This window comes from Lacrimispora sp., assembly GCF_031982545.1.
GTDB lineage: Bacteria > Bacillota > Clostridia > Lachnospirales > Lachnospiraceae > Lacrimispora.
This window is the reverse complement of the sequence record NZ_DALYXB010000011.1, coordinates 23,866-50,049: the sequence shown is the minus strand read 5'-3', so window position 1 is coordinate 50,049 and position 26,184 is coordinate 23,866. Positions and strand designations below refer to the sequence as shown.

The following is a 26,184-nucleotide window of genomic DNA, read 5'->3' as shown; positions in this document are numbered from 1 at the left end:
GAAAAGTGAGGGATGTTTGCTTATGATAAGACATCTGGGATTAAAGGCCTATGGAAAGATTAATCTGGGTTTAGACGTGTTAAGAAAGCGGGATGATGGTTACCATGAAGTTCGGATGATCATGCAGACTGTAGGTCTATATGATAAGATTGATATATATTTAAAAGAGACACCTGGGATTGAAGTCGTTACAAATTTATACTATCTGCCGGTGAATGAAAATAATCTTGTTTACAAAGCAGCAAAGCTACTTATGGATGAATTTCATGTTCCTCATGGGATCCGGATTCATTTAAAAAAGTTTATCCCGGTTTCCGCAGGCATGGCGGGAGGAAGCAGCGATGCTGCCGCAGTGCTGTTTGGGGTAAATAAGATGTTTCAGCTTGGTCTTACCAGGGAAGAACTGATGAACCGGGGGGTAAAGATTGGAGCAGATGTTCCTTATTGTATTATGAGAGGAACCGCTTTATCGGAAGGAATTGGAGAAATACTAACCCCTCTGACAGACATGCCCCAGTGTCAGGTACTGATTGCAAAACCTTCCGTAAGCGTTTCTACCAAGTTCGTTTATGACCATCTGAATCTGGCTGAACTGAAAAAGGAAGATCATCCGGATATTGACGGAATGATAGAGGCGATTAAAAGCCATGACATTTACAAGGTGTCAGAGCGCCTTGGTAATGTATTAGAGACTGTAACTATCCCGGAATATCCCGTGATAGCGGACATAAAAGAAAAACTGAAGGAGCTGGGTGCGGTTAATGCACTGATGAGCGGAAGCGGCCCTACGGTTTTTGGCATCTTTACCAATCCTATCGCCGCAGGCAGAGCATATGAAGAACTGCGGTATGGAGAATGCAGGAATCTGGCGAAACAAGTTTATTTAACGAATTTTTATAATACCAAGGAGGTACCCAATGGGTAATGATTTAAAAGTCAATATGAATGAATATCTGCCGCTTCGTGATGTGGTATTTAATACCTTAAGGCAGGCTATACTAAAAGGAGAGCTGGCACCAGGGGAACGTCTGATGGAGATTCAGCTGGCAGAGCGTCTGGGGGTCAGCCGTACCCCTATCAGGGAAGCAATCCGTAAGCTGGAACTGGAAGGCCTGGTTCTCATGATTCCCAGAAAAGGTGCCGAAGTGGCTAAAATTTCTGAGAAAAGCTTAAGAGATGTGTTGGAAGTACGCCGTTCATTGGAAGAGTTAGCGATTGAACTTGCCTGTCAGCGTATGACACCAGAGGCTGTTGCAGAACTGGAGATGAAGCAGGATCAGTTTCGGAATGCAGTGCTGAAAGGAAGACCTATGGATATTGCTGAAACAGATGAGGCTTATCATGATGTGATCTACAAAGGTACCTGTAACGACAGACTGATACAGATGATCAATAATTTAAGAGAGCAGATGTACCGGTATCGCCTGGAATATATTAAAGATGAAGATAAACGTCAGGTACTTCTTTTGGAGCATGACAACATATTAAAAGCAGTAAGACAGCGCAGAGTGGATGAAGCTAAGGTAGCTATGCGGGAACATATCGACAATCAGGAAATTACAGTATCCAAAAACATTAAGGGACAGGAATAGAAAGAGGATTGATATGACATTTAAAGAAAAATATCTGGCTGGTGAAATTGATTTTGAAACGATCGATGATTATATTGACGAATGGAACAACGGCACAACATCAGACACGCTTGCTACTTTCCTGGGACTCAATGAAGAGGAAGAGGACTTGTGGATTGAGGAAAGTGATGAAGCGTTAAAAGAATATCTGGACAGGAATAAATAAACAAATCTGGAAATTTATTAAATAAATATAACCTTAGTTGACAAGGTGACAGGGTGTCATTATAATAAATGACATGTTGTCACCTTTTGATTTTATACAAAGTCATGCGGAAAAAACAATAGAAATGAGGTGTAAGGATGCCTACGGAGCGGTTTTATAATCTTCCGGCGGAGAAAAAGAAAATAATACGGGATGCTGCAACCGAGGAGTTTATCAGAGTGCCCTTTGAAAAGGCTTCAATTAATAAAATAATACAGAGCGCAGGAATTTCAAGAGGAAGTTTTTACACTTATTTTGTTGATAAGCGGGATGTGCTGGGATATATTTTTGAAGACGCTGGAGATAATTTTCAGGAGTCCTGGGTCAGATGTGCACAGAAAAGTAATGGTGATTTATGGAAGACAGCAGAGACATTTTTACAATATTCCATTAATAATACGGAAGAAAAGGTCTTAAGGCTGGTTGAAAATATTCTGGATAGTGAAAAACTATTTGGAGTCGTTCATAATTTGTGCCATGAGAAAAAGGATAAGCAGACTGAATTGCGTGAGGTAATGTATCGTTGTACTGATCTGTCAAATTACAGGTATACGGATATTGATACCTTTGGCAGACTTGTTTCCATGATCCTTTTTGAACTGGCCCGATGTATGGGCTGGTATTACCATCATCCAGAAGATGAAGAAAAAATTAAGAAAATTTTTCAGGAAAAATTAGATATTTTACAGTATGGAATTCGAAAATAATAATTAGAATCATATTATGACTGAGAAGATAATAAGGAGCTTGATATGACAAAGAAAAAAGTATTTATAATTGCAGGGACTGTTGTAGTTGTGGCTGTTCTCGCAGGGCTTATGCTTCCTAAGATTCTTAATAGGAGCAAGGAAGAGCTGGTAGCTGAAGCGCCGCCGGTAGTAACCGCCCAGAAGCCGGAGATCCGGACAATAGAAATTAACAATGAACTGATTGGTACCATTGAACCGGACAGCATCGTTCATGTGACTCCTCTTGGCTCAGGAGAAGTAACCAATGTAGCTGTGAAAACCGGAGACACCGTGACAGCAGGGCAGCTGCTTTGTGTGATTGATACAAAACAGGTAGAAAGTACACGGATCGCCATGGAAACTGCCAAAATTACATACGGGGATGCAAAGAAGAATCTGGACCGTTTAACCGTACTTCATGCAGCAGGAGATGTAGCGGATGCCGACTATCAGAATACGGCAGGTCAGGTGGAAATGACCAGACTTCAATATGAGAATGCAAAAATTGCCTATAATATCCAGTTGGAGAGCAGCCAGGTGACTGCCCCAATTTCAGGTAAAGTGGAAAGCTTTAATATCAGTCTTCACGACATGATTTCTCCCCAGACAGCAATCTGTGTTATATCAGGCGATGGCGGAAAGTCACTTACCTTCTATGTTTCTGAGCGGATTATAAGCGGATTGAAAGCCGGCGATGTTATCCGGGTAGAGAAAAACGGTACAGATCATGAAGCAACCATAACGGAAGTAAGTACCATGGTTGACAGTGGAAGCGGATTATTTAAAGTGAAAGCGTCTGTTCCTTCCGGAGATTCACTTGCTACAGGAACCTCTGTGAAGCTTTATGTAACGGCACAGAAAGCAGAAAATGTACTCACAGTTCCTGTTGATAGTGTTTATTATGAGGCAGGAAATCCATTTATCTATACATATTCCAGTGGAACATTGAAAAAGAATGCAGTTACCATCGGACTTGCAAATAATGAATTTGCAGAGGTTCAGTCTGGAATAGGCGCAGATGATCAGGTAGTCACCACATGGACCAGCGAATTATACGACGGTTCAAAAGTAACTCTGGCGGAGACCGCTGCGGAAACCATTACGGAAACCGAGACGACACAGGATAATGGACCCGAGGTAGAGACTTCTGCTTCTGCACAATAAGGGGGCGGTAAAATGGGAATGACAAAATTTGTATTAAAGCGGCCCATAACTGCCATATTAGCAGTTTTATGCCTACTTGTATTTGGTTTATCCTCCGTTTTTTCTTCCAAACTGGAATTGACACCGGAGATGAATTTCCCCATGCTTTTAGTAACAACTACCTATGTAGGAGCAAGCCCGGAGGATATTAATGATCTGGTCACCAAGCCAATCGAAGAGTCCGTAGGTACTCTTTCCGGCGTTAAAAATATTCAGTCCAGCTCTCAGCAGAATATTTCTATCGTGTACATGGAATATAATTACGGTACCGATATGAATAAGGCATACAATGATTTAAAAAAGAAAATGGACAGTCTGGATCTCCCCGATGAAGTTGAAAAGCCCTCCATTATGGAATTTAACATTAATGATATGCCTTCCATGACACTTTCCATCAAAGATCCATCTCAAAACAATCTTTACAATTATGTAAATGATAAGATTGTTCCTGAATTTGAGAAAATCACTTCCGTTGCCAGTGTCAATATCAGCGGCGGCCAGGAAGGTTATGTAAGAGTTAATCTGATACCTGAGAAGATGAAGCAGTATCATCTTAATATGGACTCCATCAGTCAGGCGATTAAAGCAGCTGATTTTACATATCCCGCTGGCAAAACAGAAGTGGGGAAACGGGAATTATCCGTTAGTACCGGTGTAGACGTAAAGACGGTGGAAGCCTTAAAAAAGGTTCCAATTGTGGCCAGTCAGGGAAAGACCATCTACATGGAAGATATTGCGGATATTTCAGAAACCAATCAGAAGCAGACTGCCATAGGGCGGTATAACGGAGATGACACGATCACCGTATCCCTTAGTAAACAGCAGAAAAACAGTGCAGTTGATGTTTCAAGAGCAGTTAAGAAAACTATTGATTCTCTGGAAAAGGATTATCCGAATCTGCAGGTAGTAATTGTGGATGATAACAGTGACCAGATTACCACTGCTCTTGGCAGTGTAAAAGATACCATGATCGCAGCAGTTATTATTTCCATGATTATTATTTTCCTCTTCTTTGGAGATATTAAAGCTTCCCTGATCGTAGGAACCTCTATCCCGGTTTCCATTCTGGTATCTCTTATTATGATGGCAGCCATGGGATTTTCTTTAAATGTTATTACCATGAGCAGTATAGTATTAGGTGTCGGAATGATGGTGGATAACTCCATCGTAGTACTGGAAAGTTGCTTCCGGTCCCAGAAGGGTACTGGTTTCAGGGAATATATGAGTGCGGCATTAGAGGGAACCGGCGTTGTAATGCAGTCCGTTCTTGGCGGTACTCTGACAACGTGCGTCGTGTTTATCCCTCTGGCGTTTTTAGCAGGTCTGACTGGCCAGTTATTTAAGCCTCTCGGATTTACAATTGTATTCTGTATGATGGCTTCCTTTTTCTCTGCTATTACCATTGTACCATTATGTTACTCCAGGTTCCGCCCGGTGGAAAGGCAGCATTCTCCCATGGGAGGATTCGTAAGGAGTCTTCAGAGTGTTTACAGAAAGATTGTCGATAAACTTTTAAATAAGCGTGCTCTGGTTATGGTAATATCAGTGCTGTTGTTATTGGCATCCTTTGGATTTGCATCAAAACTGGGATTTGAACTGATGCCTTCCGTTGATCAGGGAACCATCTCTATCACGGCTCAGATGAAACCAGGAATTAAAGTTGAAGAAGCCGATAAGATATTAAAAAAACTGGAGGGAATTGTCACCAGTGAAGAAGATTTAAAATCTTATATGGCTAGTTATGGCGGGCAGGGTCTGAGCTTTTCCGGAGGAACCAACGGAACTTTAACAGCATATCTGAAAAAAGACAGAAAGCTCACAACGGATCAGGTGGTTAATAAATGGAAAAAGTTAATGAACCAGGTTCCTGATTGTAATGTGACTGTGAAATCAACTTCCAGTGTCAGTGATATGAGCGGAGGTAATAAGTACGATTATGAAGTTATTCTTCAAAGTGCTCAATTAGATCAGTTAAAACAGGTCTCCGACCAGATGGTAAATGAATTAAGTGCCCGTCCGGAGATGATTAAAGTACATTCCGATCTGGAAAATGCAGCACCAGTAATCAAAGTGCGTGTAGATCCCATCCAGGCAGCGGCAGAGGGCGTCAGTCCTGCGGCAGTTGGAGGAATGCTGAACGGAATGTTAAGCGGTGTGAAAGCGATGACTATGGATGTGAATGGTCAGAACGTGGATGTTAAAGTACAATATCCGGATGACACCTATAATACACTGGAAAAGGTGGAAGGTGTTCTGGTACCTAATAACATGGGTGGATCTGTGGCACTGACTAATATTGCTAAAATTGGTTATGAAGATAGCCCTACAGCCATCAATAGAAAGAATAAGCAGTATCTGGTTACCATAACAGGTTCTTTCACAGATGCCGTAAAGAATAAGAAAGAGAAAGCGGCAGCGGTAAAGGAACTTGACAGTAACGTTACGGGTAAATACTTAAATGATAGTGTAACAAGGGCAAAAAACAGTGAAGATGCCTCCATGCAGGAAGAGTTGGGAAATCTTATGAAAGCCATTTTAATTGCTACATTCCTGGTGTTTGTAGTAATGGCGGCTCAGTTTGAATCGTTCAAATTTTCCCTTATGGTTATGACCACCATTCCATTCAGCTTAATTGGATCTTTTGGATGTTTGCTGGCAGCAGGTGTTGCAATCAGCATGCCTTCCATGCTGGGCTTTCTGATGTTAATCGGTACGGTGGTTAACTCGGGAATTCTTTATATTGATACAGTTAACCAGTATCGAGCCTCCATGGATAAACGGACCGCATTGATTGAAGCCGGTGCAACCAGACTTCGACCGATCCTCATGACAACACTGACTACGATTGTATCCATGATTCCTCTGGCGTTGGGGATTGGCTCCAATACTGAGACCATGCAGGGACTCGCGCTGGTTAATGTGGGCGGTCTTACTGCCTCCACCGTATTATCAATGCTTATGCTGCCTGTCTACTATTCTCTGATGAGTGGAAAAATAGATAAAACCCAGCTGCCGGATTAATACCGGCAGCAATCAAAAAATATATTATTGATCTGATATGGAAGAATGTGGCTTGGCTCTTTTTGACAGCATGTGATATGATAATATAAGAACGAAGTATAAAAATCCCAGTTAAGGAGGATTTAGGATGAGAAAGTGGAAACAGATTGGCGCGTTTACTCTTGCAGCAGTGATGACCTTCTCCGGACCGGCATCGACTGTCTGGGCCGGAAGTCCGGAGTTTTCAAGGACTGCTGAGGAGTGGGCAAAGCTTAGAGATAATACAATGGAATATGATGAGCTGAAAGACCTGATACATGAATATAATGTGAAGGTGCAGAAAAACCAGCTTGATATCAATGACAAGAAAAAAGATGATCGTGTTACCAGTGATGAGTATGCCAGGTATTACCGGGATGCAGCGGATACTGCCCGCAGTTCAATTAGCGGGGATAATGCTTTAAACGATGCACAGAATGCTGTAGCTGCAAGAAAAGCAGACGAACAGGCCGATAAAAATGTAGAAGATTTAACGGTTGATCAGCTAACCTATGACCAGGAAGAGGCGGCGCTTGTGGCTTCCGCTCAAACCTCGATGATTAACTATTTTCAGCAGAAATATGAATTGGAAAATTTAAAAGATAATCTGGAGCTTTTACAGTCAGTTTACCAGTCTGTACTGGTAAAACAAAGTGCAGGAATGGCAACCCAGACAGATGTGCTTGATGCATTGCAGAACATACAGAACACCCAGACGTCAGTGGATAAAACGGCGGCTACCATAGAACAGACAAGACAAAAACTATGTATCATGCTGGGGTGGAAATACAATGATACGCCTGATATCAAAGATATTCCCCAGGTAGATATGGCACGAATTGATTCCATGAATCCTGATTCTGATACTGAGACTGCGTTAAACAACAATTATACATTGAAAGTTAACAAGCGGAAGCTGCAAAATGCAACTGCAGATATTACAAAGGATACCCTTAAGCGGACAATTTCCAGTAACGAGCAGAATATTGGCACGGATGTGGTAAAGAACTATCAGGAAGTTCTGCAGGCGAAGGCAGCCTATGAACAGGCGGTTACAGAATTTAATCTGGAGAGCAAAAACATGGAAGCTGCCGAGCGAAAAACCCAGGTTGGCAAAATGAGCGGACTGGATTATAGAAAACAGAAAAATTCACTGGTTACAAAGACCAATGGAGTAAAAACGGCAGAGCTCACACTATTTCAGTCAATTCAGACATATACGGATGCAGTGAATGGTCTGGCTTCGACAGGGGGCTGATAATATGAGAAAAAGATGGATTTCATCGGCTTTCATTGCTGCCGCGTTAACCGTTTATACAGCGTTTCCAGTTTTTGCCGCAGGACCAGGGCAGACTGAAAATCCTAAGCCAGAAGAAGTGACACAGGAGCAGTGGAACCGTTTGAATGATCAGGCAATCGAATTCGATGAATTGCCAGATCTGGTGAGATATTTCAATCCAAATATCCAAAATATCACACAAAACATTGATGTGTCTTTGGATGATATGAAGTATATCAATGATCAAGTTAGACGTCAGATTATTGACTTACAGGATGATGCGGATAAACTAAAAGATTCCGGTGGGATTGGCACAAAAGAGGGAATGGACCAGTATGTTCAATTGAATATAGATCTGAAAGTGTTAAAAATTACTGCAGACTCTTTGATAAAATCCTATAATTACATGAACCGGGCAGATTCCTCTGTGAAATCAAACATTACATTTGCTGCAAAGAATTATAATTATTACGCAGATCAAATAATGATTGGATATAACAGTGCATTATCCAATAAAGGAATGATAGAAAAGATTGTGGAGTTAAGCAATGCAGCTTATGAAGCCCAGGTCTTAAGCAAACAGCTGGGGCTTGCGACTGACGCTAATGTGTTATCAGCACAAAAGGATCTGCTTCTTGCAAAAGGATCGTTAATTAAAATAAACAGCACGATTGACAATTTAAGCCGTTCTCTCTGTATGATGACTGGATACGCTGCCGATGCAGCACCTTCGATCGGAGAGTTACCACAGCTTACGGATGAAACGATAGCAGCTCTGAATCTGGAGGAAGATACAAAGAAAGCGGTCTCCAATAATTACGATTTAATTTCTGAACGCCATGCTTCTTCCGGTAAAACGACTACTGGAATGAAAAATAAGGATCAAAGCGTATCTGAGGCAGAGCAGAATGTAATAGTCACAATGCAGACCTATTATCAGGGGATCCTGCAGTCAAAGTCTGCTTATGAAGCTGCAAGTACTGCATTCCAGAAGGCCACTCTGGAAAAGGATAAGGCAGACCGCTCTTATCAGTTAAATATGCTGAGTAAGATCCAATATCTTCAGGCACAGATGGCCTACTTAAAGGCACAGGGCGAAAAAGACAGTGCGTATAATACTTACTATCAGGCATATACCACATACCAGTGGGCCATTCAGGGAATTATCATGGATTCTGCGAAGTAGTCACCTTTTTATGAACAGGCAGCAGATCCAGAACTTTAAGCTTTACATGGATTTTTACAGGTTCTTTTCTTAATTTTAAATAATCGGATTCATCGATGGAGTGGCGCAGGATCTCTTTTGAGGTATCCGGCACGACTGCATAGGAAGAATCGGTAAAGCATAGCGGAGGATAGAGGACGCACCACCAGTTGCGTCCTTTTCCTTCGCCAATTTTTACCCTTACTGCTTCGTAAGTTCCGCAGGGGAATACCATATCTCCGTAGGTTTTGGTGGGAAAGTAGCAATCGGTCAGTTCCATATGTGCAGGATAATCATATCCCAGGTTCTTCATGTAGGTTTCTGCTTTTTTCTCCAGAATGGATTCGTGGGAGCGGATATAGGTTTTTGTGTCTTCCAGGGATGCATTTTCACCAAGGTCTTCATATATTGAATTGAGAAGCATGGTGCGTACTTTTAATTTTAAATTCTGGTCCTCAGTGCTGTTGCTGTTTGCAAGAACATGAAACCGCAGGATTTCGGGGGCGATCCTGGCGGCAAGGGCCTCGTCGCTTGATCTGTCATTTGCCAGTGTCAGTAAAAAAGCAATGAGCAGACAGGTAATACATAAGAATAAATCACGTTTCTGTTTCATAGGGTACCTCCTTTTTTCTGGAATCTATTTGTAATTGTAACCATATGTGCTATAATATAAACGCTGTAAATCAAGAATTTATTAAGGAGATTGGAATGAGTAAGAAAACTGCGGTTGTATTATTTGGCGGACAGTCATCGGAGCACGTTGTTTCCTGTATGTCAGTTGTCAATGTGATAGACCATATAAATAAAGATAAATATGATCTGCTTTTGATTGGAATTACGGAAGAAGGACACTGGATTAAAACAGAGTCTGTAAAGGAAATCAAAGATGGAACCTGGAGAGAGGGACGTGTTCGTGCAATTCTTTCTCCTGATGCTGGCATGGGGGCTGTCATATTACTTGATGGAACGAAGACGGAACTTGCTAAGGCAGATGTGGTATTCCCTGTACTCCATGGTCTGCTGGGCGAAGATGGAACCGTCCAGGGGCTGCTGGAGCTTTCCAGAATTCCATATGTGGGATGCGGCGTACTTTCTTCTGCTGTTTCCATGGATAAATTGTATACAAAGATTATTGTTGATGACCTTGGTGTACGTCAGGCGGCCTATGTACCAGTCATGCGCCATCAGTTAAAGAATATGGAGCAGGTAATCGCCAGAGTAGAAGAGCGGTTTGATTATCCCGTATTTGTAAAGCCATCCAATGCCGGGTCTTCCAAGGGCGTGAGCCGGGCGGAAGATAAAAAGGAACTTGAGACAGCATTACTTGAGGCAGCCAGACATGACCGTAAGATTCTGGTAGAAGAGATGATTGTGGGCAGAGAGATTGAATGTGCCGTTTTAGGCGGCGGCAATCAGCCGGTTAAGGCTTCTGGCGTAGGAGAGATCCTTGCAGCGGCTGAATTTTATGACTTTGATGCAAAGTATAACAATGCAGATTCAAAAACAGTAATCGATCCCCAATTGCCCGATGGTGCTGCTGAACGCGTGAGAGAAGCAGCAAAGGCGGTATTCCAGGCAGTGGATGGCCGGGGTCTTGCAAGAGTGGATTTCTTTGTCAAGAGCGATGGAACAGTTGTATTTAATGAGATTAATACCATGCCGGGATTTACGGCAATCAGTATGTATCCCATGCTTTGGGAAGCAGCGGGAATCAGCAAGGATCAGCTCGTTAATTGTCTCATGGAAGACGCTTTGAGCCGGTTTGACGATTAAGGAGCAGATATTATGGCAGATAGAAATTCTCCCATTGGAGTGTTTGATTCCGGCGTAGGCGGACTTACGGTTGCAAGAGAAATCATGAGGCAGATGCCGGATGAAAGAATTGTATATTTTGGTGATACAGCACGGGTTCCTTATGGAAATAAATCCTGCAACACAGTCATCCGTTTTACCAGACAGATCATTCGTTTTCTTATGACTCAGGATGTAAAAGCAATTGTGATTGCCTGCAATACGGCCACAGCCTGTGCGCTGGAGACAGTAGAGCATGATCTGGATATCCCCATCATTGGAGTGATTCACGCAGGTGCAAGAACTGCAATTGAATCAACCAAGAATGGTAAGATTGGAATTATCGGAACCGAAGGAACCATAAGAAGCGGTGTATACACACGAGTAATAAAAGAAATGCGGGAAGACATAGAAGTGACTGGAAAACCCTGTCCCCTCCTGGTGCCCCTGGTTGAGGAAGGGCTGCTTCACGATTCCGTAACAGATGAAATCGCATCCCGGTATTTAAGCGAATTAAAAGGCAAATACATTGATACACTGATATTAGGCTGCACCCATTACCCGCTTCTGCGCTCCACAGTAGGCAGGCTGATGGGGCCGGAAGTGACCCTGGTCAATCCCGCTTATGAGACAGCACTGGAATTAAAGCAGGTTCTGGAGGAAAAGGGACTGATCTGTGATCAAGACGGCAGCAGCATTGATAAATATCATTTCTATGTCAGTGATCTGGCGGAAAAGTTCACAAGCTTTGCTGCCTCCATTCTTCCAGGTCAGGTGAAAGAGACGAGACAAATAAATATAGAAGAGTACTAGAGGAGTTATAAACTATGACGAGAGATGTTCTGATCAGTATCATCGGTGCACAAATCGTGGAAGATGATAATCAGGCTGTGGAAATGATCACAAGAGGAGATTATTTTTTGAAAAACGGCAGTCATTATATTCTTTATGATGAAGTTCAGGAAGGGGTAGATGGTGTGACCAGAAACACCATTAAGATCCATCCGGCAGGAATGGATATCATAAAAAGAGGAAGCACCAGTGTTCATATGACCTTTGAAAAGGAAAAGAAAAATATTTCCTGTTATGCAACACCATTTGGAGAGCTGATGATTGGGATCAGAACCAATGATATCAGGATTGCGGAGGAAGAGGACCGATTAAAGGTTCAGGTGGATTATTCTCTGGATATTAATTACCAGCATGTTTCAGAATGTAACATTGTACTGGAAGTCTGTTCCAAGGACATTGCCAGTATCCATCTTCTGAGCTAAAAAAAGACATATAATATGTCTTTTTTTAGTTCAGAAGATTGTATCCTTAACCAGGGGAATTGCCCCGTATTTTCCCATAAGATAATCCTTGGAAAAGCTGGCATCAGACCGGACTTTGATATCGGCAAGGGTGTAGAGTCTGGATTCACCATATTCGTTCATATCTACAAAAGCCACCTCATCACGGCGAAACTGCTGGTTATTTAAAATTGAAATGTCATGAGTGGAAAAAAGAAGCTGTACATTTTTGTTTGTTTCCTTCTGAAAGGAATCAACGATAAATTTGGTGACAGTCGGGTGGAATTCACTGGAAATACTGTCGACCATCAGGATGCCTCCGTTTTGAATCAGTTCATAAATTCTCAAAAACATAAACAGATTTTTCAGTGTACCGGAGGAAATTTCAGTAATGTCCATATATTTGACAAAAGACTGACCGGTTGACCGGGATTTTAAGAGATATCCTAGCTTTGGAATGCCCTTGTCAATAATAACATTTTCTACAGGGATCCCAAGCTTACGTAGCTGGTGCAGACTGAATTGGATTGCTTCCGAATTCTCCAGTATTTTAAACAACTTCCCATCCATCAATGTATTGCCAAGAATCTGAAGCATCTCCAGGTCATCAAAGTAATAATGAATTTTATTGGAGAAAAAGTTCTCAAAAGGCTTCATAATTGCAATCATCTCCGGAACATCAAGAGATGACAAAATGGAACTGAATAACCGGTTGTCATGAGGGCGGATTCCTGATTTTGATCGCATACATTTTTCATAGAATCGTCCGTAGGAAAGTTCGGTTGAAGTCCGTGAAAATACAAGATGATGATCAACGGTTAAGTGCTCTGTAAGGATATTTTGAGAGTGGATGGTAAAGCCATATTCGTAAAGTTTGTTTCCGCTTAAAAAAGACATCTCCATTTCAGTTGGGGAAGAGTCTGGATCTTCCTGTTCAAAGGGAACAATTTTGTTCATGGAATTTAGCTGCAACAGGTTAATAAACCGGTTTTTCTGAGATGCCTGGGAAGGAAACAGCTGCCAGAAAATCAGAGAGTGAAAACTGGCAAAGGCAAGAAAAATATTGGTTTTCCCACTTGAATTGGGCCCATAGACAGCCAGTGTCTTTATCAGCTTCTGGTTGTCAAATGAGACCAGGTGGTCAGGAAGCTCTTTGTAGGTGACCGCTTTCATAGTAACAAATGTCTCGTCCAAAAAGGAACGAAAGTTCTTAAATCGAAAAGAGATTAGCATCGCATATTATCCTCCTTTTTGAAATTATATCTCAGAAAGCAGAAAAAAGAAACATAAAATAATAAAAAAATACGCTTACCATGTGATAATTTCGTCAAGTAGCTGTTGTTGCTCCTGGCTGGAGCGGGTGAGGTAAATTCTGGTCGTTTCAATGCTCTCGTGCCCCATTAAATCTGCAAGAAGCGATATGTCGTTGTTACGGGCTAAAAAATTCTTAGCAAAACGATGCCGGAACGAATGAGGGTAGACTGTATCCGGATTTATTCCATAACGGCTGGCCAGATGCTTTAGCTGGTAATTAATGCCACGGGGAGTAATTAAATGTCCTCCTTTATTTAAAAACAGAAAGCCGCTTTCTACTCCACGCTCCTGGCACCAGGCAAGTGCCTCTTCACAGAGGGAATCAGGGAAATAAATCCGGCGTATCTTTCCTCCCTTGGAATAGAGATCTAAATAACCAAGTTTTAAATGTTCCTCTTTTATCTGAATCAGTTCGCTGACCCGGGCACCTGTGGCAGCAAGGAATCGTACGATAAAATACCAGAAGTAATTTTTTTCTTCTTTTAGTTTCTTTTTAAATATTTCATAATCCTCATTGGAAATAATAGTATCCAGAAATGTTTTCTGCTGTACTTTCACAGAAGGAAGACGGTAGGAAGACAATAGGATGGAGTCTGCTTCATTGGTCTCTGCCAAAAAACGGGAAAAATGGTTAATGGCATAAATGCGCTGGTTCACAGTAGCCGGTCTGTAACGTGGGATTAAATAGCTCTTATACTGTTGAAGATTTTCCAGGGTAACCTCATCATATAGTGTGAAAAAAAGGCGCACACTGCCGGCATATGCGGTCATGGAGTTGGCTGACAAATTCCGTTTCTTCAGATATTTTCTAAATTCATTTAATAATTCATCATTCACCATAATCTTCTACCAATTCACAATCTGATTTACAATCTGTTTTTGTTCCGTACTGCTTCTATGCAGATAAATTCTGGTGGTTTCAATACTCTCATGACCCAGGATATCAGAAAGCATGGAAATATCTCCGCATTTTTCAATGAAATTTTTAGCAAAACGATGACGGAAGGAGTGAGGGTAGACCACCTTTGAATCCAGTCCGTATAATGCTGTAAATTTTTTCAGCTGTCCCCGTATTCCAGCAGGAGTAATTGGTTCGCCGTAACGATTCAAGAAAACGTATCCACTGACACGATTGATCTGATTCAGCCATTTAAGGGCTTCTGTGCGCAGGTTTTTTGGAAAGTAGACTCTCCTTATTTTATTATCTTTGGAGTAAATATCCATGTATCCCCGTTTCACATGTTCTACTTTCACCATTACAAGCTCACTGACACGAACCCCGGTAGCAGCCATAAATCGCACAACAAAATAATAAAGCATGTTTCCATCCCGGATGAGACAGTTTTTCAGATACTCATAGTCCGCCTGACTAATAATATTCTCCAAAAAAGTTTTCTGCTGTATGCGTATCATCAGCATTTTCGAAGAAGTAAGCTTTAAAGATTCCATATAACAATTCAGGGCACGAATCCTTAAATTTACTGTCTGTGGCTTGTAATGTTCCATTAAATAGCACTTATAGAGCATGAGATTATCATGGCTGACTACATGATAGAGGCCAAGAAACTGTCTGACTGCAAACTGATATACGTGAATGGTATTTGCAGACATATTGTTGATTTTTAAATATTCCTGGAAATCATCAAGGCTTTGCTCGACGACGCTTTTGCTCCCGGTTGCAATTTCGTTTATTACATTTCCTTTCGTCATATCGTTCCATCTCCCTTTTAGAATCAAACAAGAACAGTTTAACACAAGTATATAAACTGTTCATTAAAAAATCAAGAAATATTCGAAAAAATAGTAAAAATAAAGCATAAATAATGGATAAAATGGCTTTTGCTTTCGATAATTTCCAATATTAGAAGTATAATAGCCATGTGATGCAATTAGGAATTTCATCTGAAAAATTTCAAAAAGAAAAAAAGGAGAGTGCATTAATTATGAGAAAGCAGACTAAATTAGTTGCTGTTTTATCAACAGCAGCACTGCTGGCATTAGGTGCTTCCATGTCTTCTTTCGCAGCTACTGGCTGGCAGGAAGAAAATGGTACATGGGTTTATTACAACAGAAGCGGAGACAAAGAAACAGAGAAGTGGGCAAAATCCGGTGACAACTGGTTCTACTTAAATGACAGCGGTGAGATGTCCACTGATGTTATTGTGGAATACAATGATGACTACTATTATGTAGATGACAACGGCGCAATGGTAACCAATCAGTGGGTATCCATGGAGAACGAGGATTATGACGGCGGTGATGATGATGAAGAGCCTGTAAATCACTGGTACTATTTTGGATCCAATGGTAAAGCTTATAAGAGCTCTACCAGCAGTGATACCGCATCCTTTAAAAATATTAACGGCAAAGAGTACGTTTTTGATGACGAAGGCAAGATGCTTTATGGCTGGATCAACGACGACGGGGAAAGAGAAACCGGCGATGACGCATGGAAAGAAGGAATTTATTATTGCGGCAAAGAAGATGATGGTGCAAAGACCATAGGCTGGTCAGGTATCGAAATCAAAGACGACGATTACGACGATGCTGCAAAAGATGGAAACGCAAGAGTTTCCAGCCATAATACCTTTGACGATGAAGAGCAGGAGCGTTGGTTCTGGTTTAAGAGCAATGGTAAGAAACAGACAAGTAAAGACGGAAAAACTATCAATGGCAAGAAGTACAGCTTTGATGAGTGGGGCCGCATGAATGCAGAGTGGATTCTTTGGGATGGAACTGCAACAACTTCAAAAGCAACCGCTGCCACAGCTTCTTCCGGCCAGGGCGCAAATGCGTATACAAGAGAATGGAGATATTTCGGTTCTCCTGAAGATGGCGCGAGAATCACCAAGGGCTGGTTCAAAGTTGTTCCGGATGAGAATCTGCACTTAGAAAAATATAATGATGATGAAGATTTCTGGTATTATTCAGACAATGAAGGACAGCTTGTTGCCGGTGAAATCAAGACTATTAATGGCAAAAAATATGCGTTTGACTCACGAGGAAGAATGAAGAGCGGTTTGAAATTCTATAAATTTGAAGGGGATAACCCAAATGGGGACATCATTGATATTATAGATGATGATGATGATGATTACCCATTCGATACAGAAGACCGTTTCAAAGATAACGCAAATTACTGGATGGATAAAGGCTATTACTTATATAACTTCGGTAGCGGTAGTGACGGTTCCATGAAGACAAATAAACAGAATGTTGAAATTGACGGAGAAACCTTCAGCTTCTTCTTTAACAAGTCCGGAACCTTTAAGGGAGCAGGCAAGACTGGTGTTGATGATGACAAGTATTACATGGCTGGCATGCTTTTAAAGGCTGATAAGGAAGATAAATATTCTGTAGTTAAGATTAAAGAGACAAAAGATGGCGCAGTAACAAAGACAACATATAGCATACTTGATACAGATGAATTTATGGACGATCTTGGGACAGAAGGCTTGGCAAGTGCCGATGGCAAAAGCTGGCTTGTAAAAAATGATGATATGCTGGCAACCAAAGACAAATATGACGAGTACTACAACGTTAACTATGAAGCAGCCAGAAAGGCTGGAATTACCTATAAGCTTGTAAATACTTCTGGTACTGTTCAGAAGAATAAGCATAAAGCAAAAGATGGTGATGACCGTTGCTACGATCAGAAGGGCAATGATATTACTTCCCTTTACGTAGAAAGCTAATGCTGACAAAAGTATAATAAAAAACATATGGCGGAAATTTTCCGCCATATGTTTTGATTACAAGATGACAAGTTGTCATTTATTTAATAAAGTTAATAATTTTTTTATAATTAAGAAGATGGAGGAATCTATGCCAACACAGCGTTTTTTACATTTGCCTGATATAAAACGTGAAAAAATTAAACGGGCTGCAATTCAAGAGTTTTCCAGATTCTCCTTTTCCGACGTCTCTATCAATCAGATTATAAAAGAGGCAGATATCTCCAGAGGGAGTTTTTATACATATTTTGAAGATAAGGAAGATTTGCTGGCTTATTTGCTTCATGATTTTCAGGAATCCTGTAAACTATGGTTTAATGAAAATATGAAATTATGTGAAGGTAATATTTATCAGGTATTTTGGAATTCAATCCTGGAGTTAATTCACTACGGACGGGAAAAACAGGATTTTGTATTTTATAAGAATATATTTTTAGATGAAAAGCTGATGACGGAAACAAGAATGATAGGATTCAAAAAAATTTTTTATAAAAGCAGGGAAGAGCGGGAACTGATCCGTGACTGCTTTGAGAAACTGGATCGTAACATCTGTCCGGTTGCCAATGTGTCTGAACTTTCGGATTTATTGGAACTCTTGCTTTTTCTTGTGGCAAAATCCATGGCAATGTATTTTATGGAATCGGCAGATATTGATGAAATTCTCCATGGGATCAAATTTCAGTTTCATATTGTGGAAGAAGGATTACGTCTAAACACACAGCAAAAGACAGGATAGGAGTAATTGCAATGGTAAATAAAAAAAGCAAACAATTCGTACCAATTCTTTTATCGGCAGTCTTGCTGTTTCATGCAAATGAAGTATATGCAAGCCCGGCATTTTCCAGATCCGATGCAGAATGGGAAAAATTACGTGATGATGTCATGGAATACGAAGAAATTGAGGATTTAATTCATGAATACAATGCGACTGTTTTAAATAACCAGGTGGAATATTCCAAACAGAGAGATGATCCAACTGCAGATGATGTGGCCAGGTCTTACCGGGATGATGCAGCAGACTTACGCTCAACAATAACCGGAGATAATGACCTTGCTGATGCCATGGCAGAAGCACAGGCCAGGTCATTGGAAAAAAAAGCAGACGATAATGTGTTTGATTTAGAGGTAATGCGCTATTCCGATATTCAGACTGAAAAGAATCTTGCTATCATGGCTCAGTCAAATATGATTTCCTACTATAAGTCCATTCTTAATCTGGAAGTATTAAAACAGAATCAAAAGCTGCTTACTGAAATGCTTCGGGTGACTGAAGTTCAAAGAGGTATCGGGTCATCCACAAATGTAGAGGTATTAAATGCAAAAAACAATCTGCAGAAGACAGAAGCTGACATTATTCAGACAGAAGCTTCTATTGATAAGCTTAAGAAGTCACTTTGTGTCATGCTGGGCTGGGGCTATCAGGCGTCACCGGATATGAGACCGATTCCAGCCGCTGACTCAGCCAGAGTGTCCGGATTTCATCCTGAATTGGATTATTCAAAAGCCGTTGATAATAATTATGAACTTAAAATGAATCAGAGAAAGCTGGAAAATGCAGTATCAGAAGTGGTAAAAGACTCTTATCGGATCAAAATCAGGGATAACAAAGATAAAATTGGTGCGGATCTGGATAAGAAATACCGGGATGTTTTACAGGCACAGGTAGCTTATAACGAAGCTCAGAGTGCATTGGAGGAATCAGCAAGAAAAATGGAAATTGCTTCTCAGAAAATGCAGCTTGGTACTATGGGGAAACTGGAATATTTACAGCAGCAGACAGATTATCTGACAAAACAAAATGCGTTAAAGACTGCAGATATGGACTGGTTTTGGACAACAGAACTGTATAACTGGGGGGTAAATGGGATGGCATCGGTACAGTAAGAGAGGGGATAACCATGCATAAGAATACAAAAAAAATATGGCAGGTTATGCTGCTTACAACAGTTATTGTATCCATAACAGGAAATGCCCTGGTGCTTCCGGCGTATGCAACGGAAATGGCAGAACCTGGTAAAGTAAAAAATGCCATTCCAGAAGGGTATGACCAAAGGCAGTGGGAATTACTTCAGGATAATGTATTAGAGTATGAAGAACTGGGAGACCGGATTCAGTTATTTAATCCCAATATGATCTCTGCAAATGAGATGTACTGGTCTGCCATGGATGATGTAAAAGACCAGTACATGGCGGCTTATGAGGATGCGAGGGATTATGGGGAAGATGCAGATGATTTAAAAGATGCAGGCGGTTTATCCACTACGGATGGGCAGATTCTGTATGCCACTTTGCGTGCTTATGAAAAAGCAATGAAAAGTGCCGGAGACAAGATCAGCAGAGCCTATCGTTATAACACAAAAACCAACGAGTCCTCTTACGAACCAGTCAGAAAAGGAGTAAAACAGCTGACCAGCGGAGCCCAGCAGGCAATGATTGGCTACAATATGGCAGCCGCCCAGCAAAAAACATTGCAGACAATGAAAGAAATGTATGAAAAGCTTTATCATGCCACTGTTTCCATGCAAGGTTTGGGAATGGCAACGGATGCAGATGTGACTGCCGCTAAAAAAAACCTTCTCAATGCAGAAAGCGCACTTGCTGGTCTTGACAATACGGTAGAAAGTCTGGGTTCAACAGTAAAGCTTCTGACAGGCTGGACGTGGGAAAGCAAACCACAGATTCAGTCTGTTCCATCAGCAGATCTAAGTAAATTAGAGGAATTAAACTTACAGGAGGATACAGCCTCCGCTATCCGCAATAATTATACACTGATTGATGAGCGCCATAGAAAAACGGATAGAAGTTCTACCAGAGTAAAATCAAAGTTTCGCAGTGAGGAACAGATGGAACAGAACCTGTCCATTCAAATGGAGCAGCTTTATCAGGAAATTATAGAAAAGAAAAAAAACTATGAAGCTGCCTGCACCGCATATGATCAGGCAGTTGTCGTAAAAAATGCGGCTGACATTCAGTTTAAAAATGGTTCCATCAGTCAGATTGAATATCTGGGACAGATGCTGTCTTACTATCAGGCAGAAGGAGAAAAAACAAATGCAGATTTGTCGCTGCGCCAGGCGATGGAGCTGTATTACTGGGCTACAGAAGGATTACTGGATATCTAAAACTCAGACATAGGCTTGAATTTTACATCAAGGGATTTGAGAAAGGAAAACGAGATGAAGAGTAAGAAAAGACTGGTTATTGCTGCGGTTGTTTTAGTCGCTGCCGGCATTATAGGATTTGGTGTTTTTGGAAAGAAAAAAGAAGAGATTCCGTTTGAAACCCGACCGCTTATATCTGCCGAGAAGCCTCAGACAGGGGATATCACCCTATATACAGATTTAACGGGTACGGTAGAGCCTGAGTTAAAAGCCAATGTAATGCCTAAAATGAACGGAGAAGTGCTGGAAGTCTATTTTCGGGCGGGAGATATGGTTGAGGCAGGCCAGCCTCTTTGCAAAATTGATTCAGATGCCCTGACTACTTTAAAAATAAATATGGATTCCGCTGCAATAGCAGTAAACGATAGTCAGAATACACTTGCCAGAACTGAGGCGCTTTATTCTACTGGTGCGGTATCCCAACAGTCTCTGGAACAGGCGCAGAACGGGGCAAACAATGCCAGACTGGCATACGAAGCGGCAAAAAACCAGTATGACCTCCAGCTAAAGTATACCACTGTGACAGCACCAATAAGCGGTGTAGTGGAATCCCGTACAGTTGAACTACATGATAATATTGCGGTAGGCACAGAGATCTGTAAAATTTCAGGCACAAACCAGATACAGATAACGTTTGGCATTACAGAAAAAACGTTGCAGAATATGGCAGTGAATGATTCCATATCAGTGGAAAAAAACGGAGTTCAATATGATGGTACTGTTACTGAAATCAGTTCTGTTGTTAATTCCCAGACCGGTCTTTACGATGTAAAAGCGGTTCTTGCAGATTCAAAAGGTCTGACAACAGGAACAAGAGTTAAGATTACTGCAGTTATGAGCAAGGCAGCAGGTGTCATGACAATTCCAGTGGATGCAGTAAGCTATAATGCCAGTGTCCCCTTTGTTTACTGCTACGAAAATGGCATAGCCAAAAAAACTGAGATCTCTGCAGGAATATATGACAAAAATAAAATGGAGATAAAGTCAGGAATTACATATGACAGCGTTGTAATTACCAGCTGGAGCAATGAATTGATGGATGGAGCAGAGGTTTTGCTGGAAGATAGTAATATATCACAGGAAACAGAGACAGAATCACCTGCCGTTGCAGATCCAAAGGCAGGTGAATAAAATGGTTAATTTAACAAAATTTGCGGTAAAAAGGCCGGTCACAATCATACTTTGTCTGATTACAATTGCATATTTCGGAGTTCAGTCTTTGTTAGGGACAAAAGTAGAGCTTACTCCCGAAATGGATCTTCCCATGCTGGTGATTGGTACTGTCTATGCAGGAGCCAGCCCTGAGGACATTAATGACTTAATTACAACCAAAGAGGAAGATGCCATATCATCTCTTGATAGTGTTGATTCAATTAATTCTTACTCAAAAGATAATGTATCCATTGTACTGGTACAATATAAATATGGAACAAATATAGATACAGCTTATATAAATCTGAAAAAAGCAATTGATGGAATCCGCAATGATATGCCAGATGATATCGAAGAACCCAGAATAATGGAGCTGAATCTGACATCAGGAGCTGCCGTAACACTCGCGGTTAGTGGAAATGTTGGTCAGAACCTTTATACATATGTGGATAATAAAATTGTTCCGGAGTTTGAAAAACTCAGCTCAGTCAGTGAAGTATCTGTTTCCGGTGGGCAGAAAAGTTATGTAAGTGTTCAGCTTGATCCGGAAAAAATGAAACAATATCATTTAAGTATGCCAGCTGTTGCCCAGATTGTTGGCGCTGCTGATTTTACAATTCCAGCTGGGGATATTGATGTGGGAAGGCAAAAACTGAATGTAAGTGTTGGAAATGACTACGATAATACTGACAGCCTGAAAAAAATTGCAATTCCGCTGGTCAATGGAGATACCATTCATTTATCAGATATTGCAGATGTATATAACGCTTTGAAAGATGAGGATTCTATTGGACGATACAACGGAGAAAATATTATTTCACTGGATATAAAGAAGCAGTCGGACTCCACTGCCATAGAAGTTTCCAAGCAGGTATCGGAACAAGTAGCCAGTATACTGGCAGACAATCCGGGCATTCATATCACAGTGGTCAATGATTCCAGCGATGTTATTAAGGAATCCATTTCAAATGTAGTGCAGACCATGGTAATGGCAATTATTCTATCAATGATAATTTTGTGGTTATTTTATGGGGACCTGCGTGCATCTGTCATTGTAGGTACTTCGATTCCGATTTCAGTGGTGCTGTCATTAATCTGCATGAGTGCCATGGGTTTTTCCTTAAATGTTATTTCACTTACCTCTCTCGTGCTGGGAGTGGGTATGATGGTCGATAACTCCATCAATGTTTTGGATGGCTGTTTCCGTGCAAAAGAAACGAGAAATTACTACGATGCTGCAATAGAAGGCAGCCGGATCATGATTGGGTCCATAACAGGCGGTACAATAACAACCTGTGTGGTATTTTTTCCGCTTGTTTTTTTAAGTGGCATGTCAGGGCAGTTATTCATACAGCTGGGGTATACAATTGTATTTTGTATGGTTGCATCATTATTTTCTGCCGTGACCATTGTTCCTTTAAGTTTTGTACAATGGCATCCGGTAGAGAAAGAAAAGGCACCTGTAAACGGACTTATTAAGTTCTTACAGAATTGGTATAGAAAGAATATTCCTTACCTTTTAACAAAGACGAAGCTGGTTTTTGCTGTCAGTATAGTGCTTTTGGCAGTTGCTTTTGGAATGGCATCAAAGCTGAAAGTCGATCTGATGACATCCGTAGATGAAGGTATTGTCAGTATGTCAATTAAGATGAGGCCAGGCCTGTCTATTGATTCACTAAACCAGTCAATGGCTGGTCTGGAAGAATATGTTACAAAAGATGAGGATGTGGATCATTATCTTGTGACCTATGGTGCCGGAGGACTTAGTATAGACTCATCAAGTACTATAACGCTGAATGCCTATTTGAAAGATGACAGAAAACAGACCACCGATCAGGTGATTAATAAGTGGAGAGGTCAGCTGGGGGACTTTAAAGACTGTTCTGTAACCCTAAAAGAAGGAAGCAGCACAATGTCCAGTACTATGCTTTCCGGTGATCAGATCGAGGTCGATCTCCAAAGTACCAATTATGAAACTTTAAAAAAGGCAAGTACAGAATTGGTATCAGAATTGCAGAAAAGAAAAGATGTCATGCAGGTTCATTCCAGTGTAGAGAATGCAGCACCTGTTGTAAAAGTACGTGTTGATCCGGTAAAAGCACAGGCAGAGGGACTGACTCCTGCTGTCATCGGTTCCAATGTCTATTCTGCGTTAAGTGGAATTAAATCGTCAACCATTCGTGTAGATGGTGAGGATATTGATGTAAGAGTTGAGTATGCTCCGGATCAATATGACGCAATAGAAGAACTGCAGGGAATGATGATTGCAACGGCTTCGGGAACAGCGCTTCCGTTAAACGATCTGGCTGATATCTATTATAAAGACAGTCCGCAGCAGATTGAACGTAAAAATAAACAATACAAAGTCGCAATTACCATGCAGCCTCAGTCTGAGTATTTAAAAACTGCCAAGAATGATGTGAATAAATTTGTTAAGGACTGGAAACTGCCTGCTGGAGTAAAACCAATGACCAATGATCTGGATAAGATTATGAATGATGAACTTGGTGCATTGGGAGGAGCTTTGTTTACTGGTATTTTCCTGGTATTCATTGTTATGGCCATTCAGTTTGAGTCACCTAAATATTCCGCAATGGTAATGACTTCCATACCATTTAGTTTGATTGGTTCCTTTGGCCTATTATTTGCAGCAGATGCACCAATTGATATGGTATCTATGCTGGGATTTTTAATGTTAATTGGTACGGTTGTAAATAATGGTATTCTTTATGTGGAGACGGTTAACCAGATGTTAGGAGAGTTGCCGTTAGATAAAGCATTGGTAGAAGCAGGTGCAATCCGTATGAGACCAATCTTTATGACAACCTTAACCACAGTGATATCCATGGTTCCCAATGCCCTTGCATATGGTAAATCGGGTAAGATGATGCAGGGACTTGCCCTGGTTAATGTGGGGGGATTACTTGCATCCACAGCCTTAACACTTCTCTTGCTTCCCACCTTCTATCGCTTTGTTTATAAAATGGGGCGTAAGAAAATAGGGGGTGAGGGTGAGCTGGTATGTGACTGATCTAAAACAGAGGAGAGAAAACAAATATGTTTTCTCTCCTCAAAATTATGTTCCTAATCATTCATTACTTTATTATAATTATTCGATACTTCCTTCCAGTTCACTACATCGAAGAAAGCTTTGATATAATCAGCCCTTAGGTTCTTATACTTAAGATAATAAGCATGTTCCCAGACATCAATTCCAAGAATTGGAACTTTACCGCCTCCTTCCATCAGCGGATTATCCTGGTTGGGGCTTGATGAGAGATGCAGCTTACCAGCCTTGTCAGCTGAGAGCCATCCCCAGCCAGATCCAAACTGTCCGGCTGCCAGTGCACTTAACTGAACCTTAAACTGTGAGAAGCTTCCAAAAGCATCGTCAAGAGCCGCCTTAAGCGGACCTTCCGGTTCTCCGCCTCCATCAGGGCTCATTGTGGAGAAGTACAGGTTATGATTATAAAAGCCGCCTCCATTGTTTCTGATTGTTTTTCTAAGTGCCTCATCCGGAATCTGATTGAGAGAGGAGAGAAGGGAAACAATATCCATATTCTCGACTCCGGCTATTTTCGCTGCATCATTTAAATTCTTTGTATAGGCTGCGTGATGTTTGGAATAGTGTGTTTCCATTGTAAGAGCATCGATATGGGGTTCTAAAGCTTCATATTTATAAGGTAAAATAATTTGTTCAAACATAGTGGTTCTCCTTTCGGGTTCTCATTTATTGTCAAGTTTAATTTTTTAATTATTGGTTAGTCATTACTAACTACCTTGTAACTTAATTATATCACATATTTCCGGTATGTCAATAGACTTATCTGACATTTTAAAATTTATTTAACAAAAGACAAACAAAAATGCCGATGAACGAGTTTAATCGCTCATCGGCATCTATCACAGACGTTCCGGTGATAGGAATCGTAACCTGGTCTAATGATTTTTCTTTTTAAACCTGTCCCAAAAAGATTTCTTCTTTGGCGCCGGAGGAACTGCTTTGCCACGGAGGCTTTTGATTTCGGTTATGTAGATACCGCTAATCACAACCTTTGCTTCTGTCTTAACAGGAAGCACATCGAAAACCTTTGCGTCTGCAATCAATGTCATAACCTTTGGTCCGACCTTTGCTTTTACGATCGGCAACTTAGTACGGCGCATGTACTTTGGTGTTTGTTCATACACGATTTTTGGGAGCCCGGCATCCTTTAGCCTCATCTTTTTCTTATCGATCACAAGCATGGAAACGGTCTGTGCCGCAGCTTCCAATGCCTGCTGCTGTTCTACCTGACGCTTTTCCAGCTTTCTTCCAAGAAAGTAAAGGACTGCCAGAGCTATCACTACGATGAAAAGAATCACTAATAATACGTTTAAAAATGTGCTCACCGGGAATACCTCCAATAGTTCATATTGTAAATTGGGCCTATCTGCAATAGTATAACACATTT

23 protein-coding genes are annotated in these 26,184 nt (G+C 41.0%); 17 read left to right on the top strand and 6 right to left on the bottom strand.

The genetic code is table 11. The features are described from left to right. The first annotated feature begins 22 nt into the window (after nucleotides 1-22). The 8 genes from ispE to ABS301_RS18315 all read left to right on the top strand — a co-directional run bounded on the left by ispE (nucleotide 23) and on the right by ABS301_RS18315 (nucleotide 9,271). A complete protein-coding gene (gene ispE / locus ABS301_RS18350) occupies nucleotides 23-925 on the top strand; it encodes a 4-(cytidine 5'-diphospho)-2-C-methyl-D-erythritol kinase (protein WP_349673592.1) in 903 nt (300 codons plus the stop codon). After that, nucleotides 918-1,592 (top strand): GntR family transcriptional regulator, encoded by a 675-nt coding sequence (locus ABS301_RS18345; RefSeq protein WP_170820730.1) that lies wholly within the window; start codon nucleotides 918-920, stop codon nucleotides 1,590-1,592. Before ispE ends, ABS301_RS18345 begins: the two co-directional genes overlap by 8 nt. 13 nt (nucleotides 1,593-1,605) lie before the next feature. Then, complete coding sequence (locus ABS301_RS18340) at nucleotides 1,606-1,797, top strand: hypothetical protein (protein WP_349673591.1); 192 nt, start codon at nucleotides 1,606-1,608, stop codon at nucleotides 1,795-1,797. A gap of 137 nt (nucleotides 1,798-1,934) precedes the next feature. Then, nucleotides 1,935-2,543, top strand: coding sequence for a TetR/AcrR family transcriptional regulator (locus ABS301_RS18335; RefSeq protein ID WP_349673590.1), 609 nt, complete (start codon nucleotides 1,935-1,937; stop codon nucleotides 2,541-2,543). 45 nt (nucleotides 2,544-2,588) lie between these two features. Further along, a complete protein-coding gene (locus ABS301_RS18330; protein ID WP_349673589.1) occupies nucleotides 2,589-3,728 on the top strand; it encodes an efflux RND transporter periplasmic adaptor subunit in 1,140 nt (379 codons plus the stop codon). Between the two features lie 12 nt (nucleotides 3,729-3,740). Further along, nucleotides 3,741-6,788 carry an efflux RND transporter permease subunit gene (locus ABS301_RS18325; protein WP_349673588.1) on the top strand — a complete coding sequence of 1,016 codons (3,048 nt, stop codon included), beginning with the start codon at nucleotides 3,741-3,743 and terminating at the stop codon, nucleotides 6,786-6,788. Between the two features lie 127 nt (nucleotides 6,789-6,915). Continuing rightward, nucleotides 6,916-8,064 carry a TolC family protein gene (locus tag ABS301_RS18320; RefSeq protein ID WP_349673587.1) on the top strand — a complete coding sequence of 383 codons (1,149 nt, stop codon included), beginning with the start codon at nucleotides 6,916-6,918 and terminating at the stop codon, nucleotides 8,062-8,064. Between the two features lie 4 nt (nucleotides 8,065-8,068). Next, nucleotides 8,069-9,271: a TolC family protein gene (locus tag ABS301_RS18315; RefSeq protein ID WP_349673586.1), complete on the top strand. Its 1,203-nt coding sequence runs from the start codon at nucleotides 8,069-8,071 to the stop codon at nucleotides 9,269-9,271. On the opposite strand, the gene spoIIR is transcribed toward ABS301_RS18315, so the two are convergent. Continuing rightward, on the bottom strand, nucleotides 9,252-9,902 hold the full coding sequence (gene spoIIR / locus ABS301_RS18310; RefSeq protein ID WP_349673585.1) for a stage II sporulation protein R: 651 nt from the start codon (nucleotides 9,900-9,902) through the stop codon (nucleotides 9,252-9,254). The genes ABS301_RS18315 and spoIIR overlap by 20 nt on opposite strands. Nucleotides 9,903-9,997: 95 nt before the next feature. Here spoIIR and ABS301_RS18305 point away from each other — a divergent pair, with 95 nt between their 5' ends. The 3 genes from ABS301_RS18305 to ABS301_RS18295 are packed head-to-tail and all read left to right on the top strand — an operon-like array spanning nucleotide 9,998 to nucleotide 12,354. Then, nucleotides 9,998-11,062 (top strand): D-alanine--D-alanine ligase family protein, encoded by a 1,065-nt coding sequence (locus ABS301_RS18305; RefSeq protein ID WP_349673584.1) that lies wholly within the window; start codon nucleotides 9,998-10,000, stop codon nucleotides 11,060-11,062. A gap of 12 nt (nucleotides 11,063-11,074) precedes the next feature. After that, a complete protein-coding gene (gene murI, locus ABS301_RS18300) occupies nucleotides 11,075-11,893 on the top strand; it encodes a glutamate racemase (RefSeq protein WP_349673583.1) in 819 nt (272 codons plus the stop codon). A gap of 14 nt (nucleotides 11,894-11,907) precedes the next feature. Beyond that, a complete protein-coding gene (locus tag ABS301_RS18295) occupies nucleotides 11,908-12,354 on the top strand; it encodes a YwiB family protein (RefSeq protein ID WP_349673582.1) in 447 nt (148 codons plus the stop codon). A gap of 30 nt (nucleotides 12,355-12,384) precedes the next feature. Here ABS301_RS18295 and ABS301_RS18290 read toward each other — a convergent pair whose 3' ends face one another. From ABS301_RS18290 to ABS301_RS18280, 3 genes are all read right to left on the bottom strand, one after another. Further along, nucleotides 12,385-13,605 (bottom strand): AAA family ATPase, encoded by a 1,221-nt coding sequence (locus ABS301_RS18290; RefSeq protein ID WP_349673581.1) that lies wholly within the window; start codon nucleotides 13,603-13,605, stop codon nucleotides 12,385-12,387. A gap of 75 nt (nucleotides 13,606-13,680) precedes the next feature. Then, a complete protein-coding gene (locus tag ABS301_RS18285; RefSeq protein ID WP_349673580.1) occupies nucleotides 13,681-14,526 on the bottom strand; it encodes a tyrosine-type recombinase/integrase in 846 nt (281 codons plus the stop codon). Between the two features lie 6 nt (nucleotides 14,527-14,532). Then, complete coding sequence (locus ABS301_RS18280; protein WP_349673579.1) at nucleotides 14,533-15,396, bottom strand: tyrosine-type recombinase/integrase; 864 nt, start codon at nucleotides 15,394-15,396, stop codon at nucleotides 14,533-14,535. A 233-nt stretch (nucleotides 15,397-15,629) separates the two neighbouring features. On the opposite strand from ABS301_RS18280, the gene ABS301_RS18275 reads away from it, so the two are divergent. The 6 genes from ABS301_RS18275 (at nucleotide 15,630) to ABS301_RS18250 (ending at nucleotide 24,764) form a co-directional block, all read left to right on the top strand. Next, nucleotides 15,630-17,381 (top strand): cell wall-binding protein, encoded by a 1,752-nt coding sequence (locus ABS301_RS18275; RefSeq protein WP_349673578.1) that lies wholly within the window; start codon nucleotides 15,630-15,632, stop codon nucleotides 17,379-17,381. 130 nt (nucleotides 17,382-17,511) lie between these two features. After that, nucleotides 17,512-18,156, top strand: coding sequence for a TetR/AcrR family transcriptional regulator (locus ABS301_RS18270; protein ID WP_349673577.1), 645 nt, complete (start codon nucleotides 17,512-17,514; stop codon nucleotides 18,154-18,156). 11 nt (nucleotides 18,157-18,167) lie between these two features. After that, entirely contained in the window at nucleotides 18,168-19,304 is a 1,137-nt protein-coding gene (locus ABS301_RS18265) for a TolC family protein (protein ID WP_349673576.1), read from the top strand. A 14-nt stretch (nucleotides 19,305-19,318) separates the two neighbouring features. Beyond that, nucleotides 19,319-20,542: a TolC family protein gene (locus ABS301_RS18260; RefSeq protein ID WP_349673575.1), complete on the top strand. Its 1,224-nt coding sequence runs from the start codon at nucleotides 19,319-19,321 to the stop codon at nucleotides 20,540-20,542. A gap of 54 nt (nucleotides 20,543-20,596) precedes the next feature. Next, the gene (locus ABS301_RS18255; RefSeq protein WP_349673574.1) at nucleotides 20,597-21,712 is read left to right on the top strand and encodes an efflux RND transporter periplasmic adaptor subunit; all 1,116 of its coding nucleotides are present in this window, start codon (nucleotides 20,597-20,599) and stop codon (nucleotides 21,710-21,712) included. Nucleotide 21,713: 1 nt separating this feature from the next. Next, nucleotides 21,714-24,764, top strand: coding sequence for an efflux RND transporter permease subunit (locus ABS301_RS18250; RefSeq protein ID WP_349673573.1), 3,051 nt, complete (start codon nucleotides 21,714-21,716; stop codon nucleotides 24,762-24,764). A 53-nt stretch (nucleotides 24,765-24,817) separates the two neighbouring features. On the opposite strand, the gene ABS301_RS18245 is transcribed toward ABS301_RS18250, so the two are convergent. Together ABS301_RS18245 and ABS301_RS18240 are read right to left on the bottom strand one after the other, a co-directional pair. Then, nucleotides 24,818-25,438 carry a superoxide dismutase gene (locus tag ABS301_RS18245; protein WP_349673572.1) on the bottom strand — a complete coding sequence of 207 codons (621 nt, stop codon included), beginning with the start codon at nucleotides 25,436-25,438 and terminating at the stop codon, nucleotides 24,818-24,820. 234 nt (nucleotides 25,439-25,672) lie between these two features. Next, nucleotides 25,673-26,122 (bottom strand): hypothetical protein, encoded by a 450-nt coding sequence (locus ABS301_RS18240; protein WP_349673571.1) that lies wholly within the window; start codon nucleotides 26,120-26,122, stop codon nucleotides 25,673-25,675. Between the last annotated feature and the right edge of the window lie 62 nt (nucleotides 26,123-26,184).